This is a genomic window from Streptomyces sp. NPDC014991 (assembly GCF_043080665.1).
In the GTDB taxonomy this organism is placed as follows: Bacteria; Actinomycetota; Actinomycetes; order Streptomycetales; family Streptomycetaceae; genus Streptomyces.
Genome location: NZ_JBIBVY010000007.1, coordinates 16,284 through 33,132, shown reverse-complemented (window position 1 = coordinate 33,132; position 16,849 = coordinate 16,284). Strand labels below are relative to the sequence as shown.

Genomic DNA, 16,849 nt, shown 5'->3' with positions numbered 1-16,849 from the left:
CGTGGGGGTGGGCTCGGTGGCGCGGTCAGTGCGCGGACCGGCCGAGTTCGGAGTCGATGAAGGAGAGGAGCTCGTCGGTGGAGGCGGTCCCGATCGCCGCCGAGGCGTCCGTGTCGGCCGCGGCGGCGGCCGGGACGGACGAACGGGGGACACCGTTGCGGGCCGGATCGTCCGTGGGGGTGTGCAGCGCGGCCGCGAGGACCCGGAGCCGCTCGGCGATCTCCATGCGCCGCGCCGCGTCCTCGGGCGGTGCGGCGAGCAGCTTCTCCAGCCGGTCGAGGCCGGCCTTCAGCGCCACGGCCGCGCCGTCGTCCTGCGCCGCCGTCAGCTCCAGCAACCGGGCGGCGAGCGCGGCCGGCGTCGGGCAGTCGAAGACGGCGGTGGCGGGCAGCGGGATTCCGGCCGCGGCGCTGAGCCGGTCGCGCAGCTCGACCGCGGTCACCGAGTCGAACCCCAGCTCCTGGAACGGCCGCTCCGGCGCGATCGTGTCCACTGACGGGTGGCCGAGGACCACGGCCACCTCGGTGCGGACCAACTCCAGCGCCCCGTGTTCCCGCTCCGCCTCCGGCAGTGCGGCCAGCCCGTCGCCCGGCGACCGAGCGGCGTCCGAGGCGGCCCGGGGCCGTACCGGACCGGTTCCCCCCGCTGCGGCCGGCAGCCGTGACGTCTCCAGCGGGGCACGGAAGTCCCGCGCCGGTACGTCGTCGAAGCGGACCGCGTCCACCGTGGCCACGAGCGCACCCGCGGGATCGGTGAGCCGGACGGACGTGGTGTCCGCGTCCCGGTGCACTGTTTCGGCGTGCACGACGGTGGCCCCGACGGCGTGCAGCCGTACGCCCTGCCAGGCGACCGGCGCCGAAACGTGGTCCGGGGCGGGCCGTTGCGGCAGGGACCGCAGGGCCGCGTCGATCAGATACGGGTGGATCCCGTACCGCTCGGCCTCCTCGGCCCGGTCGTCGGGCAGCCGGATCTCCCTGCCGCCGGGCGAGCCGGTGGCGCCGCCGGTCCCCGCCCCCGGAGCGGACGCGTCCGGCAGCAGGACCCCCTCGGCGTGCAGGGTCCACGGCGCGTCGTCCGCTCCGGCGTTCGCCGAGGTCGCCGGCCGGGAGTGCACGGTCAGGCCGCGCCCGCCGTCCTGCCGCGGCCGGCCCGCCCGGACCTGCACCTCCACCGCCCCGTCGGCCGGCAGCACCAGCGGTGACCGCAGGTTCAGGTCCTCGACGCCGGCGCAGCCCGTCTCGTCGGCGACGCGCAGAGCGAGCTCGACGAGCGCGGACGCCGCGACGACGTCCACGCCGAACACCTCGTGCCGGTAGGGCGACGGGGCCGTGCCCGCCCAGACCCGCCGCGTGAACAGGACCTCGTCCAGCCCGGCGACGGCGGTCGCCGGCCCCAGCAGCGGGTGGCCCGTGACCGGCCCGGCCGAGGCGGGCTCGCCACCGGTCACGGGCTCGAGCCAGTAGCGTTCGCTGTCGAAGGCGTACGTCGGCAGGTCCACCGTCCGCGCCCCGGTGCCGTCGAACAGGGCCGCCCAGTCCACCGCGGCCCCCCGGACGAACACCTCGGCCAGAGCGGACAGCAGGGCCGGCGTCTCGGGCCGGTCCCGACGCAGCGAGGCCGTCGTCGCCCTGCCCTCGGGCTCACGCAGGCAGTCGGCCGCCATGGCGGCGCAGACGTTGTCCGGCCCCACCTCCAGGAAGGTGGTGACGCCCGCCGACTCCAGCGTGCGCACCGCGTCGAGGAAGCGGACGGGCCGGCGGATCTGCTGGACCCAGTACTCGGGCGAGGACCACTGCCCCGGAGCGACGGCCAGTCCGGTCACCGTGGAGACGGCCGCCATGCTCGGTTCCCGGTAGGTCAGCCGGGCGGCGACCCGGCGGAACTCGTCCAGGACGCCGTCCATGTGCGGGGAGTGGAAGGCATGGCTGACGGTGAGCCGAGTGGTCCGGTGGCCGGCCGCGCGCAGCAGCCGCGCCACCTCCTCGGCGGCCTCGGTGTCCCCGGCCAGGACCACGGCACGGGGCCCGTTGACGGCGGCCACGGCGAGGCGGTGCGCATGGCACTCGACGAGAGCGGCGACCTCGTCCTCGCTCGCCTGGACGGCGATCATCGCGCCGCCGGGCGGGGCGCTCTGCATGAGGCGGCCCCGGGCGGCGACCAGGGCCGCGGCGTCGGCCAGGTCGAGGACCCCCGCGACATGGGCGGCGGCGAGTTCCCCGACGGAGTGGCCGGCCACGAAGTCAGGGGCCACGCCGAACGATTCCAGCAGGCGGTGGAGGGCGACCTCGATCGCGAACAACGCGGGCTGGGTGACCGCCGTCTCGTCGAGGCGGTGCCCGGTGCGCAGGGCCTCGCCGAGGGAATCGCCCAGGTGCGGTTCGAGCGCGGCCGCCGCGGCGTCGAAGGCACGGGCGTATACGGGGAAGCCCTCGTACAGCTCCCTGCCCATGCCGATGCGTTGCGCGCCCTGCCCCGTGAAGAGCAGCGCGGTGCGGCCGGAGACCGCCTCCGCCCGGATCACGCCGGGCGCCGTGCGGCCCGCCGCCAGCGCCTGCACGCCCGCTGCCAGGGTGTCGCGGTCCGCCGCCAGCACAACGCCCCGGTGCCGGAAGACGGTGCGGGTGGTGGCGAGTGAGTGGGCGAGGTCGAGGTCGCGGGCCGGATGCGTCCGGACGTGCGTGAGCAGGCGCTCGGCCTGGGCGCGCAGGGCGGTCCGGGACTTCGCGGACAGCAGCCAGGGCAGGACGGGAGGTGCGGGCGCCGGCGCCGCGCCGGCGGCCTTCCCTCGGGGCGTCGGCTCCTCTGTCGCGCCGGGCTCGTCCCCGTCCGCGGGCGCCTGTTCCAGGACGACGTGGGCGTTGGTTCCGCCGAAGCCGAACGACGACACGGCGGCGCGGCGGGGGCGTCCGGTGTCGGGCCAGTCGCGTTGCTCGGTGAGGAGGCGGACGGCGCCGGAGCTCCAGTCGGCCATGGGGGTGGGCTCGTCGACGTGCAGGGTGCGGGGGAGCACGCCGTGCCGCATCGCCTCCACCATCTTGATCACGCCGCCCACCCCCGCGGCGGCCTGCGCATGACCGATGTTGGACTTGAGCGAGCCGAGGTGGAGGGGTTGGTCGGCGGGGCGTTGGTGTCCGTAGGTGTTGAGCAGGGCCTGGGCTTCGATGGGGTCGCCGAGGCGGGTTCCGGTGCCGTGGGCCTCGACGGCGTCGATGTCGGCGGGCTGGAGTCCGGCGTCGGCGAGGGCCTGGCGGATGACGCGTTCCTGGGCGGGACCGTTGGGCGCTGTCAGTCCGTTGCTGGCACCGTCCTGGTTGACGGCGGAGCCGCGCAGGAGGGCGAGGACGGGGTGGCCGTTGCGCCGGGCGTCGGAGAGACGTTCGAGGACGAGGAGGCCGACTCCTTCGGACCAGGAGGTGCCGTCGGCGGCGGCGGCGAAGGACTTGATGCGTCCGTCGGGCGCCAGCCCCCGCAGCCGGGAGAACTCGGTGAACGCCACCGGCGTCGCCATCACGGTCGCGCCGCCGGCCAACGCCAGCGAGCACTCCCCGGCCCGCAGTGCGCGGGCGGCCAGGTGCATCGCCACCAGGGACGAGGAGCAGGCGGTGTCCACCGTCACCGCCGGGCCCTCGAGACCGAACATGTACGACAGACGCCCCGACGCGATGCTGCCGGCGCTCCCGCTGAACAGGTATCCTTCCGCGTTCCGCGCCGGCAGACCCGGCCGGGAGCCGTAGTCGTTGTACATGACCCCCGTGAACACGGCGGTACGACTGCCGCGGAGGTCACGCGGGGCGATGCCGGCCCGCTCCAGCGCCTCCCACGCGGTCTGCAGCAGCAGGCGCTGCTGCGGATCGGTCGTCAGCGCCTCGCGGGGCGACATGTCGAAGAACGCGGGGTCGAAGCGGTCGGCATCGTGCAGGAATCCGCCCTCACGGCTGTAACTGGTCCCCAGCCGCTCCGGGTCCGGGTCGTAGAGCGCGCCGAGGTCCCAGCCCCGGTTGTCCGGGAACGGCGTCACGGCGTCGACGCCGTCGGTCACCAGCCGCCACAGGTCGGCGGGCGAGGCGACATCGCCCGGGAAGCGGCACGCCATCGAGACGACGGCGATCGGCTCCCGCTGTCTGTCCTCCACCTCGCGCAAACGCTCACGCGCCTCACGGGCGTCCACGATGGCTCGCTTGAGGTAGTCGCGAAGTCTTTCCTCGCCCGCCATTGGTGTTCAGCTCCCCGAGGTGAAGTGAGTGTTCCGGCATCGTTCGGACAGGAGACGGAACGGTCTTTCCCGCCCTTTGCTTCGGCGCGCGCGGCGATCCGCGCGCCGGTCCGCGTACAGCTTTTGGCGTCGGACCGGGCTGCCGAGCCTAATGACCGGCCGATCACGCGCCGGTAATCCAGAGGGATGCGAACGTCCGCAGGCGTCGATTACCTGGCAGTTGACGCCCGGTTGTCAGCCCCTCGTTACCCTCCTGGCGGGAGCCGTGGAAATGGATGAAGCCCGGTCATCGCGCGAAAGAAGGAGACAGTGAACATGGCGCAACTCACGCACGACGTCGAAAAGCACACCGCTCTCTACGTCGAGGCGTTCAACGCCGGCGACGCGGACGCGGTCAATGCCATGTACACCGAGGAAGCCGTCGCCGTCTGGGAACCGGGGACGCCGCTGACCGGTCAGGACCGTATCGACTCGGTCCGTGAATTCCTCGCCCGCGGACCGCGGATGACGGCTGTGCCGCGACAGTCGTTCGTCACGGACGACACCGCCCTGCTCGTCGTGGACTGGTCCATCGACACCACCGACGAGGACGGCAAGCCCGAGCACCTCGAGGGCGTGGGCCTCGACGTACTGCGCCGCGGAGCGGACGGCAACTGGCGGTACGCCATCGACGACCCGTACGGCCAGAAGTGAGCCGTGCCGCCCCGCACATCGGCCAGCCAAGGCAACCGGAGGTTTCCCAGCCATGAACTTCACCGTCGACATCGACTTCGACAAGCCGGACCTCACCGACGACACCGACACGCAGAACGAGATATTCCTGCAGGTGTTCAACTCGGGCGACGGCGAACTGTTCGACAAGCTCTACCGCGCCGACGCCATCTCCAACTTCTCGGGAGAGCCCCTCACCGGAGCGGCCCGTAAGAAGTTCTTCAAGGAGTTCCTCGCCACCAAGCCCAAGCTGCAGGCGGAGGTCACCCACTCCTGGGTGGCCGGCGACGTGGCGCTGATCGGCGTGCGCTTCGTCATCGACGGCACGGACGGCGACGGCCGGCCGATGCACCTGGAGGGCAGCTGCACGGACGTGCTGCGCCGAGGCGAGGACGGCAGGTGGCTGATGGCCGTCGACCGGCCCGTCGACGGGGGCCTGGTCTCCGACTGACCCCGGACGCGTCGGCCGCCCCCGGTCCGGTTCCCCCTCCCGGCCCGGGGGCCTCGCACGTCCACCCGCCCGCGCCGGCCGGTGGGCGGCCCGTTGCCGCGAAATGGGCGTCCGATTCCACGCCACGAATACGGTGAAGCCGCGCCGCGAACGGGCGATCTCACGCCCGCGGAGACAAGAACCACCAATGGAGGCAGAATGAGCCCGCTCGGCACGGAAGCGCAGAACATCCTGAAGGCGGTGCAGGAAGCGGTGCCCACGCTCCGCCAGAATGCAATGGAAACCGAGAAGCAGCGCTGGCTCGTCGACGAGAACATCGAACTGCTGGAGAAAGCCGGCGTTTTCCGCACCGCGGTTCCCGAGCGATTCGGCGGGCTGGACCTCCCCGTGACAGAACAGGCGGACATCCTGGCCGCGATCTCCCGGGGCTGCGCCTCGACGGGCTGGGTGGCCATGGTGTGGGTCTCCACTGCCTGGATCGTCAGCCTCTACCCCGACCGCGCCCAGGAGGAGGTGTTCGCGGGCGGCTCGGTGCGCGTCTCCGGCGGCTTCACCCCGTCCGGCACGCTCACCCCCGTGGAGGGCGGCTACCGGCTCAGCGGCAGCTGGCGGTTCAACACCGGCGTGCCCGGGGCGCAGTGGAACATCCACGCGGCCATGGCCGAACACGCCGACGGCCGGCAGGAGGAACTCTTCGCGCTGGTACCGGCCGAGGACATCACGATCGCGGACGACTGGGACGTGTTCGGCGCCGCGGGCACCGGCAGCGCCACGTCCACGGTGAAGGACGTGTTCGTCCCCGCGCACCGCGTGGTCGACGCCTCCGTCTACGACGCCTCCACCGGTGACCGCTGGAACGCGGAGACCAAGGGCCGCAACTACAACCTGCTCAGCTACGTCCTGGCCACCTGCGCTCCGGTGTACCTGGGTATCGCCCGCTCCGCTCTCGACCTGTTCGCCGAGCGGATCGCCGGTAAGGCCATCACCTACACCAACTGGACCGACCAGCGCGAACACCCCTACACGCAGATCGCGGTGGGGCGCGCGGCGAACCAGATCGCCGCCTGCGAGGCGCTGTCCCGGGACTGGCTGGGCGTCATCCAGGAGCGTGCCGACCGCGGCGAGAAGATGACCGTCGCGGAGAAGGTGGCGGTCCGCGGACAGGTCGGCTACGTAGTGGAGGCCACCCAGGAGGCGGTGCGCATGCTGTACGACATCAGCTCGGCGTCCACCATCCTGCGCAGCAACCACTTCCAGCGCGCGTTCCGCGACATCTCGGCGCTGTCCCTGCACGGACTACTGACGCCCACCAGCTCCCTCGAGGCTCACGGCCGTGTCCTGCTCGATCTGGAACCCGGCACCGACTACATCTGAGCCGCCCCTTGGAGGCCGACTATGGGCACCACCTCTCAGGCTCCCGCGCTGTTCGACACCGCCTATTACCGCGACCCGTACTCGGTGTACGACTGGCTTCGCGTGCACGACCCGGTCCACCGGTTCCGGTTCCCCGTCGGCGACGTGCCGATGGTGTTCCTGTCCCGCTACGACGACGTGAAGGCCCTGCTGAGCGACCAGCGCTTCAGCAACGACGGGGAGGCATGGGGCAGCGACGAGTTCCGCCGCTCCGGCATGATCTTCGGGGCCGGGACGCTGATCGGCCGCATCCTCACCGTGCTCGACCCGCCCGACCACACCCGGGTGCGGCGGCTGGCGATGGGCGCGTTCACTCCGCGCCGGGTGGCGGCCTGGAAGGAGCCGGTCGACCGGATCGTCGGCGAGTGCCTGGCCCGTCTGGAGAAGTCGGACGCCCCCGACATCATGGACTACGCAGGCCGTATACCCGCCGACGTCACGGGCGAAATCCTCGGGTTCCCGCTCAAACGGTTCGGCGAGATGCTCGACGCCATCGAGCGCGCGTTCCACGCCGACCCCGAAAACCCCGACCACGAGGCGGAGGTGGCCGCCGCGTTCGAGGAGCTCGTGGACTACGGCCGTGAGCTCATCGTTGACAAGCGCCGCGCTCCGGGCGACGACCTCACCTCCCACTTCGTCCAGGCCAGGGACGGTGAGGACCAGCTGACGGAGGACGAACTCGTCTCGCTGGTGGCCGTCATGATCATGGCGGGGATCGACACCACCCGCAATCTGATCGGCTCGGCGGTCCTCGCCCTGCTGGACCACCCCGACCAGCTGCGGCTGCTGCGCGAGCACCCCGAGCACGTGCCGACCGCGGTCGAGGAGTTCCTGCGCTACGACGGCGCCTTCTGCGTCGGCCTGTTCCGGCTGGCGAAGGAGGACCTGGAGATCGGGGGAGTGCCGGTACCCGCCGGCACCCCCGTCGTGGCCGGTCTGCAGTCGGCCAACAACGACCCGGAGAAGTACGCCGATCCCCGGCGGCTGGACATCACCCGCGCCGGGCAGCGGCACCTGGCCCTGGGGCACGGACTGCACAACTGCATGGGGGCGGCACTGGCCCGCCTGGAGACCGGTGTCGCGGTCCCGGCGCTGCTCGAACGGTTCCCCAGGATGCGCCTGGCGGTCCCCCGCGAGGAGATCCTCTTCGAGGAGAACTGGCTGCTGCGCAGCCTGCCGTCCCTGCCGGTAGAGCTGTGAGCGGGCGGGACGTGTCCGATCCGCCCGGGACCGGAAGACGGGGCGGGCCCATGCTCCTGTCGATCGACGCGACGGTGTGCACCGGCGCCGGGACCTGCGAGGCGATGCACCCGGAACTGTTCCGGGTGGGCCCCGAGGGACACGCGGTGGTGAGCCGCACCGAACTGACGGACCTCGGGGACATCGAGGCCGCGTCCGGCGTGCTGGACGTCTGTCCGACGGAAGCGGTCCGGCTGGTGCCGGCCGACGCCTCGACGGCGCCGGAGGTGAAGGCGCCGTAGGCGAACGGCTCCGGGCGACCTCAGGGGCGCCGTACACACCGACGGCCCATGGCGGCGGTGCGCACGGCGCCCCTCGTCCGTCCTCCCGCAAGGCCCGCTCGTCCCGCAACGCCAGGGCCCTCCTGGCCCGGGCGCCGGCAGTTTCGCCGTCACCCGGGTCAGGAGGGCCCGGTAGGGGAGAGGTCAGGCGGATTCCCCGGACGTCACGCGGACTTCTTCAGCAGTTCGACGATGCTGGAGAAGCTGTCTGCCGCGTGGCCGGCGTCCATCGCGCGGCGGAACAGCTCCACCACCGCGGACTGGAACGAGGTGTCCACACCCGCGTCGCCGATGGTGTGCTTGACGTGCTCGACGCTCGCCAGGCCCATCGCCAGCCGGTCGACGTCGCCCTCGTGGTTGCCGGCGTCGATGCGCTCGGCGTAGAAGCCGAGGAAGTGCGGCATGGCGAGCATCGTGTCGTTGGCGTGGGAAAGGATGTCCGCCGCCGTCAGCCCGTTCGCCTCGGCCAGGGCGATCGCCTGCCAGTAGCTGAGCATGGACGGCCAGAACATGGCCATGCCGATCTGGTACATCAGCGCCGCGAGCCCCGGCTCCTCACCACGGAAGTCGGTACCGGTGAGCACCTCCAGGCTGCCGCGGTGCCGGTCGAAGGCGGCGCGGGGGCCGCTGTAGAAGGTCTTCGACTCGGGCTTGCCGATGCCCGCGGGCGGGACCGTCACCCCGCCGGTGAGGTGCACGCCGCCACGCTCGGTGATCCAGCGGGAACCGGCCCGCGTCTTCTCCGGGGTGTCGGAGCTGAGGTTCACGAAGACGTGGCCCTTGAGCACGTCGGCCGCCGGTTCCAGGACGGCGTACATGGCGTCGTAGTCGGTCAGGCTGAGGACCACCAGCTCGTTGGCCTGAACAGCGTCCTCGACGCTCTTGGCCAGGACGGCCCCGCGGGCCACCAGGGCGTCGGCCCGGGACGCGGTGCGGTTCCAGAGGGTGACCTCGTGTCCGTTGTCGAGGAAGGCGTCGGCCATCGCCTGTCCCATGGGGCCGAGCCCGATGACGGTGACGGACTGGTTGCTGCTCATGGGCGGGGAACCTCCGTTGGTCTGCTGGCAAAACTGTGAAACGAGCGCTCTAACAAGCTCGGGAAAAAACGTAGCACGTTTCTAGGACGAACGCTCTACCTAGTGTCGGGAGTCGGCGTGTGATCCGGCGGCGCGTCGCGCGGGTGTCGGCTTGTGGGAGCTGTCTCAGCGCGTGTGCGGGTCGAAGGTTCCTGTCCGCAAGCGCGGGCATCCGGGGCTTGGCGCCACCAACTCCGCGGTGGCCTCGGGCTCGTAGTCGGCCGGACTGCACCAAGTGCGTGTCGAGCATCCGCTGCGTTCCGCACGAGGGCACCATGGCAGGGAGCCGGTCCAGCCGCCCTTGAGGTCACGACGCGGCGCGCTCGCCGTCGCGAGTCGCCACGGAGTCCTCAGGACCTGGTCAAAACGGTCGGGATCTGCCGTGGTGGAGACGATCCCGCCCGCGGCGCCGCCCCCGGACGGGTCACGTCCGTGACGTCGTACGTCGTGCTTCCCGGCTCGGCGGCTGCCTGCGGCCGGTGTTCCAGCACCACCAGTACGACACCAGGACACCGCGGCGGATCGTCACACTCGCCGTGACCCCGGAACCTGCCGCATGGCCGGCGAACTCGGCACGTACGCGCGGCCGCGGACCCGTTGGGCACCACCGGACGCCCGGCCGCGCGGGAAGGCCCGCGTCACATGCAATGACAGCGTCGGGCGGCGGCTGCTTGGTCGCGACGTCGCCGGCGGAACCGGCTCCGGACGATGTGCCGGTACGCACACAGGCGAACGACGGCCGAGGTCCCGCCCGACGCGGCGCGGGCGGCGCTGCTCGGAGGCGTGACCGAGCAGCGCCGACGCGACCGCCAGGAGGACTGGTCCGACGACAACGCGGCGAGGCGCGGTGCCAGGGCCCGCGAGCCCGGCATGATCCGAACGAGAGGGCCTAGCCCTGGGCCGGGAACACGAAGAAGCCCTTCTCCGTGCTGATGTAGCCGTAGCCCGACGGCTGCGAGAAGACCGGGAGGTCCTGCTCGGGCAGGCTCTTGGCGAGCACCTTCCTGGTGCGGCCGTCGACGGCGAGGAACACAGTTCCGCTGAAGCCGTCCTTCGTGGAGCCGTAGAGGACGCCGTTCGGGGAGAAGCGCAGCGGCTTCATCGCCTTCTCGCCCTCCTTCTGCGCCCAGACCTCCTTGCCGTCGGCGAGCTGCCACACGGCGGTGCCCTGCTTCGTCCGAGCGGCGGCCAGGGTGTGGTCGGGCGAGAAGACGGAGGAGCCCTCGGTGTTGACGGTGTCGGTGGGGTCGTCCGCGTACGAGTACTTCGAGGAGCCGCCGACCTGTTCGCCGCTCGCGATGTCGTACGTCGCCGTCACCCAGGTGTCGGGAGAGAAGGCGCCCGCCCCCCAGGCGGTGAGGACGCGGCCGTCGCGCACGTCGAGGACCCGGAGGGAACCGCTGGTGCGCTTCCCGTCCTCGTCCAGCTCCACGCCCACCGGCGGGGTGACGTCCGCGGTGCTCCAGGCCTTCTTGCCGGTGGCGAGGTCGGTCATGACGAGTTGTTCGCGCTCGTTGTCGTAGTTGGACGCGTTCTCCACGTGGAAGGCGTACTTGCCGGTGATCAGGGGTGCGTGGGCCTGCCCGCCGTCGATCTCGTTGGTGCGCGAGTCGAAGGCGCACCTCGCCAGCTGTCCGGTGCAGGTGACCTTGCGGGCTGCGCCGCCGGCGATGGGCGTGAGCTTCAGGCTCTCGTCACCGTCCTGCTCGATGATGTAGCCCTCGTGGACGTCGAACTTCTCCGCCTCGCTCGTGGCCTTGCCCAGCATCGCGCCGTCACCGCCGTAGACGGTGACCGTGGTGGTGGTCCTCTCCTCGCTCAGGCCGTCCGACTCCGTGGTGGCGCCGGCGAACACCGCGACCCCCCGGACGCCGTCGTGCCAGGTCGTGGCGGCCACGCGGTCGGTCGTCACCTTGAGGCTCTTGCGTACCTCGCCGGTCTTCACGTCCCGGAACTCCAGGGTGACCGGCTCTGGGTCGTCGGTGAAGTGGACGGTGCCGACCGAGCCGTCGACCGGTTCCCACGCATACCCGTGGCCGAGGGCGTACTGGCCCTGGGCGTCCTTGACGAACAGGAGGGTGTCACCGAGGTCGATGGCGTGGGCGGGCGGCAGGCTCCACGCGGGCTTGGCGGCGAGGCCGGGTATCGCCGGCCCTCTGTAGGCGGGTCCCTTGGGCGTCGCGCCGGCCGAGCTGCCGTCCTTCGGCTTGGCGGTGGAGTCGCCGCCGTCGGAGGAACCGCAGCCCGAGACGAGCCCGAGCGAAAGGACGAGGCCGACGGCCGTCACTGTGTACTTGTTCATGTCCCCGTGGGTTTTCTGCAGGTGATCTTGAAATGCTCACGGCAGCATAGGTGCCCGGCCGGACCGGCGAAGAGGCCTCCGGGGATCTTCACCGGCTCGACACACCCCTGAGCCCTCGCCGGACCGCCTGCCGCCGCTGCCGCTGACGCACGCCCTGTCGCGCGGTTGACGGCGTTCGTCCTGAGGGTCAGGCCCATGCCGGTGACCGGGACGACCGGCTGGCGCCGGTCGGACGGAGCCTGGCCGATGCCCACCCCCGTGGGGCTTCGGCCAGGTCGATGGCGCGGAGCGTGGAGGACGGCGCGGGCCGGTTGCCGCTCCGGCCCGCGTCGCCCGTGGCTTACTTCTTGTAGTAGGCCGACACGTAGGAGCCCTGGTCGCCGTTGACCACGATGCGAAGGTGGTCGAGACGCTGGAAGCTGGTGGTCCCGGTCTTGATGCTGGTGTTCGGGTTGCACCGCGTCCAACCGCTGTTGGCGATGTACCGCCCGGCTTCGACGTTGTAGACGCGGACCTGCATCTTGGCGTTGGTGTTGTAGCACCGCAGGTAGGCGTAGGCCGTCCTGCCCTTGGACCGGTAGGGCTGCGACACCCACTTCTTGCCGTGGGCGGTGAGGTACGAGCCGGAGATCCAGCTCGGGCCCCACTGGCGGTGGCGGGACGCCTGCGCTGCGATCCCGTCCTTCGTCACCTCGTCGAGGTGTGCTGAGGAGGCCGGCTGCTGGGCGGCGGTGCTCGCGGCGGGCTGCGACGCGGGGGTGATGGCGCCTGCGTCCGGCCCGGAGGCGACAGCCGCACCGCAGGCGAGGGCTGCGACGGCGAGCGTGAAGCGCCGGGATGCGTTCATGACGCGTGTTCCTTTCGAGAGGAGTGAACATCTGCACGCCAGACGTGGTCGACGTTTCTCGGCGTCGACCCGGCTGGTGCCTGACATCGAGTTCAGCGGCCGCGACATTGAATGGCAGCCCTCTCCTGCAGGTCCGATCAATGCCGTCTGTCCTGTTCAGACGGGGGTGGGCAAGGCTGAACAGCGGAGATGGCCAAGGTTGCCGATGCGGCACGGCGCGCGTAGCTTGTCGGCGTCGGTCCCGCGTCCACGGGGGGCGGCGGGGGAGAGGAATGACCGATGGCGGGGCGTCCCGAGAGGCCACTGGATCCCGGCGCGGGTCCGGCACAGCGGTTGGCGTCCGAGTTACGCCGATTACGGACTGAGGCCGGCAACCCCACCTACCGGACGATGGCCGCTCGCACCGGTCAAGGCGCGAGCACGCTGTCGCAGGCGGCTTCCGGGGAGCGGTTGCCGACCCTGCCGGTGGTCCTCGCCTACGCGCAGGCCTGCGGCGGGGACCCAGGGGAGTGGGAGGCGCGCTGGCGCCTGGCTGCCGAGGAAGAAGCGGCCGAGCCGCAGACGGACGATGACACTTCCGCTCCGTACCGGGGCCTGGTCCGTTTCGAGCTGGACGACGCGGCCTTGTTCTTCGGCCGTGACCAGCTCATCGACGACCTTCTGCAACTGGTACGTCACCATCGGATCACAGCCCTCGTCGGTGCCTCGGGAAGCGGTAAGTCGTCCTTGCTGAGGGCCGGTCTCATCCCCCGTGTGCGGACCGTCGACGACCCGGCGCTGCGACCAGCGGCCCTGCGCATCTTCACGCCCGGCGACCGCCCTCTGCGGACCCACGAACAGCGGCTGGCCCCCAAGGACGCCGACCAGGGCGACACCTGGCTGGTGATCGACCAGTTCGAGGAGCTCTACACCCTCTGCACCGACCCCGACGAACGATCGCGGTTCCTCGGGCGGCTCCTCGCGGCCCAGGACCCCAGTAACCGGCTGCGCGTGCTGATCGCCGTGCGGGCCGACTTCTTCGGACACCTCGCAGGCCATCGCCGGCTGGCCGACGCCCTGCGCGACGCCACCTTGTTGACCTCGTCCATGAACCGCGAGGAACTGCGGGAGGCGATCGTCGGGCCCGCCCGGGCATCCGGACTCATCGTCGAACGCACCCTGACCGCGCGCATCGTCGCCGAGGTCGAAGGCGAACCCGGCGGCCTGCCGCTGATGTCCCACGCCCTGCTGGAAACCTGGCGCCGCCGGAAAGGCCGGGCCCTGACCGAAGCAGCCTACGAGGCGGCCGGCGGCCTGCACGGCGCCCTCGCCCGCAGCGCCGAAGACGCCTACAACAGCCTCGCCCCCGGCCACGCCGAGCTCGCCCGCCGTATCCTGCTCCGCTTGATCACCCCCGGCGACGGCACCCCCGACACAGGCCGCCCCACCGTCCGCGCCGAACTCCACCTCGGCGACGCCGATGACACCGCCGCCGTCCTGGAACACCTCACCCGCGCTCGGCTGCTCACCCTCGACGGTGACACCGTCAACCTGGCCCACGAAGCCCTGATCTCCTCGTGGCCGCGGCTGCGGGCCTGGATCGAGGAGGACCGCGAACGGCTGCGCACCCACCGCCAGCTCACCGAAGCCGCCCGTACCTGGCACGCCCTCGGTCGAGACCCAGGCGCCTTGTACCGAGGCACCCGGCTGGCCGTCGCCGAGGAAGCCTTTCCCGCCGTCGACCGCCGGACAGCGCTGACGAAGCAGGAAGCGGAGTTCCTGACCGCCAGCCAGGACCGTCTGCGCTACGAACAACGACGTCGGCGCGCCCGCAGCGGGGCCTTCGGCCTCGTCGTCGTACTCGCTGTGCTGGCCGGCAGCATCGCCTGGCAGCAGAACCGCGCCAGCGAGCACCGTCGTACCGAGGCCGCCGCCAAACGGGTGGCGGCCTTGGCGGACAACACACGCTACTCCGACCCGTTGACGGCGATGCGGCTGAGCCTGGCGGCCTGGCGCACGGCGGACACCGTGGAAACGCGGTCGGCTTTGTATGCCGCGGCGATGCAGCGCGAGGAAGACCGGTTCGCACCACTCGGGGCGTCCCCGGCGGGGCAGTTCCTCCTGAGCGCGGACGGCAACGTCCTGGTGCAGGCTTCGGACAGCAAAGTGATCAGGTGGGACGTCCCCGGGCATCGACGGACAGGAGTGTTCACCGGCCTTGGTGGCGGCTCCTGGAGTGTTGCGGCACTCAGCCCTGACGCACGCCGGTTCGCCCTGTCGACGGACGACGGACTGGTCATCTGGGACATCGCCCGCGGGCGCCCGGCCGGAAGCCGGCTCGGCCCGGGAGCACCGGGGGTGACGGTGTTCGGTCCGAGTGGCCGCACACTGCTGGCCGGCGAGGAAGCCGCTTCGGGCACCGCCAAGCTGCGGCTGTGGAACCTGAACAGGCGCCGTACGCTCTTCCAGCACCCGGTCCCGAGCTTCGACAGCGCGAAGATCAGCCCGGACGACCGCTTGATCGCACTGTGCCCCGAGCAGGGCCGGGTACAGCTGTGGCGGGTCGAGGGCGGGAGGCGCATCACGCTGGAGGACACACCCGCCGTCCGGTCGAAGGACGGATGCGCCGCGGCCTTCAGCCCGGACGGCCACCGGGTGACGGCAGCCGTCGGCGGCTCCGTGTCGACCTGGGACACCACCTCGGGCCGGCAGGTCGATCAGTTCGCCGCCGACGGCTACACGGACCTGCGGTACAGCCGTGACGGTCGCTTCCTGGTCGCGTCCGGCAGCACGAGCATCGATGTCTGGCGGCGGCCTCACCTTGACGATCCGGTGATCACCTATCCGGTCACCGCCGATTCGTCCGACGACCTCCGCCTCGACCCCAGCGGCAGGTTCATCAGATACATCGCCGGCACCGGAACGGACACCACGTCCGAAGTCGTGGTCCGCACGATGACGCTGGGAGACGTGCCCCGCTTGCCCTGGCGCGGCGAGCCGTCGGACGGTACCTGGTACAGCCCAGGCAGTGATCGGCTCGTCGTCGCGCGGCGGGAGGGAGACGAGGACCGGTTCTGGTTCGCGGACCCGCGCACCGGCCGGGACATCGCGCAACTGCCCGCCGCGGACTGCCCCGGGGACGCGGCCTCTCCCGGCGACCGGGGCGGTGAACTGAATGGTGAATGCCTTCCTGCCATGGCTTTCAGCGCGACCGGGGGTACGGCTGCCTACGCGCTGCTGCCGATCGACGAACCGACGACCCGGCAGCATGTCGTGCTGTGGCACGAGGCCGGCAAGCGGGCCACCACGCTCAGCCTGCGTCTGAAGCGCCCGGCGGTCGTCCGTCAGATCGCCCTCAGCCCGAACGCCGGACAGCTCTTCGTCGCGGTGCGGTCGGACAACGGCGCGGAGTGGACCGAGGTCTGGGGGCTGCGCAGCCGGTCACGGATTCGGCTGATCAACGGCCTGGGCGGCGACCGCATGGCCGTGAGCGGCGACGGACATCTGCTCGCCGCCTCGAACGGCCGGTACGCCGACGTGTCCACAGGCCATGTCGGGCAACTTCCACTCGGCTTCGACACGCCGGACGATGTCACCTCGGGCGGCGTCACCTCGACCCCCCCGCCACAGAAGTCCATAGGAACGCTGGCTTTCAGCCGCGACGGGAAGTACCTGGCAGTCGGAGACCTCTCCGGACGAGTGACCTTGCTCGACGGCGACCTGAGAAGACGCCTCGGCGTCATGTCCGGCCTCTTCACCAGCGACCACCAGGACGCTGCGGCACCGGTCACCGCCCTGGCCTTCTCCAGGGCAGGTGGGACCCTCGCCGTTGGCGGCCACGACGGCACTGTGCGGCTGTGGGACGTGGCCGCCAACCAGCCCTTGGGAACGACTCTCCTCACTCCGAGCGACTCCGTACAGGCCCTGACGTTCGCCCCCGACGCAGAAACCCTGTACGCGGCGAGCGACCATGTTCCGTCACAGACCTACCAGGCGTCACCGAAGGCGGTGGCGGCCACGGTCTGCACACGCGCCGACGGTGGCCCTTCGGCAGCGGAGTGGCACCAAATGATCCCCGAAGTGCCCTACCGCAGGCTTTGCTGACCGCTGTGCCGACCGGCCGGTACTGCTCTCCGCGTTGCCGACGGCACCGGCAGGCGTGCCGCAATACCCCGCCGCTGTGCCGAGTACCTCTCCTTCCGCGAGGGCGGACGTGCACGTATGCGATGCCGCTCAACGACGCCTGCGGGGGCAACGGGACCGTGGCACTGCGGCGTCAGGCCGGGCGAAGAGAGCGCGCCACCTCCCGGTCACGACAGGCATGACCAGATGGCGGC

The 16,849-nt window shown here is 71.4% G+C and carries 9 protein-coding genes and 1 pseudogene; 6 read left to right on the top strand and 4 right to left on the bottom strand.

Annotated elements, in window-relative coordinates; translation table 11 throughout:
* Positions 1–25: 25 nt before the first annotated feature.
* A pseudogene (locus tag ACF1BE_RS13535) lies at positions 26–4,195 on the bottom strand (type I polyketide synthase); the annotation flags it as partial.
* 333 nt (positions 4,196–4,528) lie between these two features.
* Here ACF1BE_RS13535 and ACF1BE_RS13530 point away from each other — a divergent pair.
* The 5 genes from ACF1BE_RS13530 to ACF1BE_RS13510 all read left to right on the top strand — a co-directional run bounded on the left by ACF1BE_RS13530 (position 4,529) and on the right by ACF1BE_RS13510 (position 8,269).
* The gene (locus ACF1BE_RS13530) at positions 4,529–4,906 is read left to right on the top strand and encodes a YybH family protein (RefSeq protein ID WP_392199168.1); all 378 of its coding nucleotides are present in this window, start codon (positions 4,529–4,531) and stop codon (positions 4,904–4,906) included.
* 52 nt (positions 4,907–4,958) lie between these two features.
* Entirely contained in the window at positions 4,959–5,375 is a 417-nt protein-coding gene (locus tag ACF1BE_RS13525) for a YybH family protein (RefSeq protein WP_392199167.1), read from the top strand.
* A 198-nt stretch (positions 5,376–5,573) separates the two neighbouring features.
* Positions 5,574–6,749 carry an acyl-CoA dehydrogenase family protein gene (locus tag ACF1BE_RS13520; protein ID WP_392199166.1) on the top strand — a complete coding sequence of 392 codons (1,176 nt, stop codon included), beginning with the start codon at positions 5,574–5,576 and terminating at the stop codon, positions 6,747–6,749.
* Positions 6,750–6,770: 21 nt separating this feature from the next.
* A complete protein-coding gene (locus ACF1BE_RS13515) occupies positions 6,771–7,988 on the top strand; it encodes a cytochrome P450 (RefSeq protein ID WP_392199165.1) in 1,218 nt (405 codons plus the stop codon).
* Between the two features lie 50 nt (positions 7,989–8,038).
* Positions 8,039–8,269, top strand: a complete 231-nt coding sequence (locus tag ACF1BE_RS13510; RefSeq protein WP_392199164.1) for a ferredoxin — start codon at positions 8,039–8,041, stop codon at positions 8,267–8,269.
* A 203-nt stretch (positions 8,270–8,472) separates the two neighbouring features.
* Here ACF1BE_RS13510 and ACF1BE_RS13505 read toward each other — a convergent pair whose 3' ends face one another.
* From ACF1BE_RS13505 to ACF1BE_RS13495, 3 genes are all read right to left on the bottom strand, one after another.
* Positions 8,473–9,345 carry an NAD(P)-dependent oxidoreductase gene (locus ACF1BE_RS13505; protein WP_392199163.1) on the bottom strand — a complete coding sequence of 291 codons (873 nt, stop codon included), beginning with the start codon at positions 9,343–9,345 and terminating at the stop codon, positions 8,473–8,475.
* Positions 9,346–10,273: 928 nt separating this feature from the next.
* Positions 10,274–11,686: a hypothetical protein gene (locus ACF1BE_RS13500; RefSeq protein ID WP_392199162.1), complete on the bottom strand. Its 1,413-nt coding sequence runs from the start codon at positions 11,684–11,686 to the stop codon at positions 10,274–10,276.
* Between the two features lie 340 nt (positions 11,687–12,026).
* The gene (locus ACF1BE_RS13495) at positions 12,027–12,533 is read right to left on the bottom strand and encodes a hypothetical protein (RefSeq protein ID WP_392199161.1); all 507 of its coding nucleotides are present in this window, start codon (positions 12,531–12,533) and stop codon (positions 12,027–12,029) included.
* A 390-nt stretch (positions 12,534–12,923) separates the two neighbouring features.
* On the opposite strand from ACF1BE_RS13495, the gene ACF1BE_RS13490 reads away from it, so the two are divergent.
* Positions 12,924–16,616: a hypothetical protein gene (locus ACF1BE_RS13490; RefSeq protein WP_392199160.1), complete on the top strand. Its 3,693-nt coding sequence runs from the start codon at positions 12,924–12,926 to the stop codon at positions 16,614–16,616.
* Positions 16,617–16,849: the final 233 nt, after the last annotated feature.

Bases quoted from the DNA above. Each gene is read 5' to 3' on its own strand.
- ACF1BE_RS13530 (WP_392199168.1), top strand. From the start codon at position 4,529: ATGGCGCAACTCACGCACGACGTCGAAAAGCACACCGCTCTCTACGTC.
- ACF1BE_RS13525 (WP_392199167.1), top strand. From the start codon at position 4,959: ATGAACTTCACCGTCGACATCGACTTCGACAAGCCGGACCTCACCGAC.
- ACF1BE_RS13520 (WP_392199166.1), top strand. From the start codon at position 5,574: ATGAGCCCGCTCGGCACGGAAGCGCAGAACATCCTGAAGGCGGTGCAG.
- ACF1BE_RS13515 (WP_392199165.1), top strand. From the start codon at position 6,771: ATGGGCACCACCTCTCAGGCTCCCGCGCTGTTCGACACCGCCTATTAC.
- ACF1BE_RS13510 (WP_392199164.1), top strand. From the start codon at position 8,039: ATGCTCCTGTCGATCGACGCGACGGTGTGCACCGGCGCCGGGACCTGC.
- ACF1BE_RS13505 (WP_392199163.1), bottom strand. From the start codon at position 9,345: ATGAGCAGCAACCAGTCCGTCACCGTCATCGGGCTCGGCCCCATGGGA.
- ACF1BE_RS13500 (WP_392199162.1), bottom strand. From the start codon at position 11,686: ATGAACAAGTACACAGTGACGGCCGTCGGCCTCGTCCTTTCGCTCGGG.
- ACF1BE_RS13495 (WP_392199161.1), bottom strand. From the start codon at position 12,533: ATGAACGCATCCCGGCGCTTCACGCTCGCCGTCGCAGCCCTCGCCTGC.
- ACF1BE_RS13490 (WP_392199160.1), top strand. From the start codon at position 12,924: ATGGCCGCTCGCACCGGTCAAGGCGCGAGCACGCTGTCGCAGGCGGCT.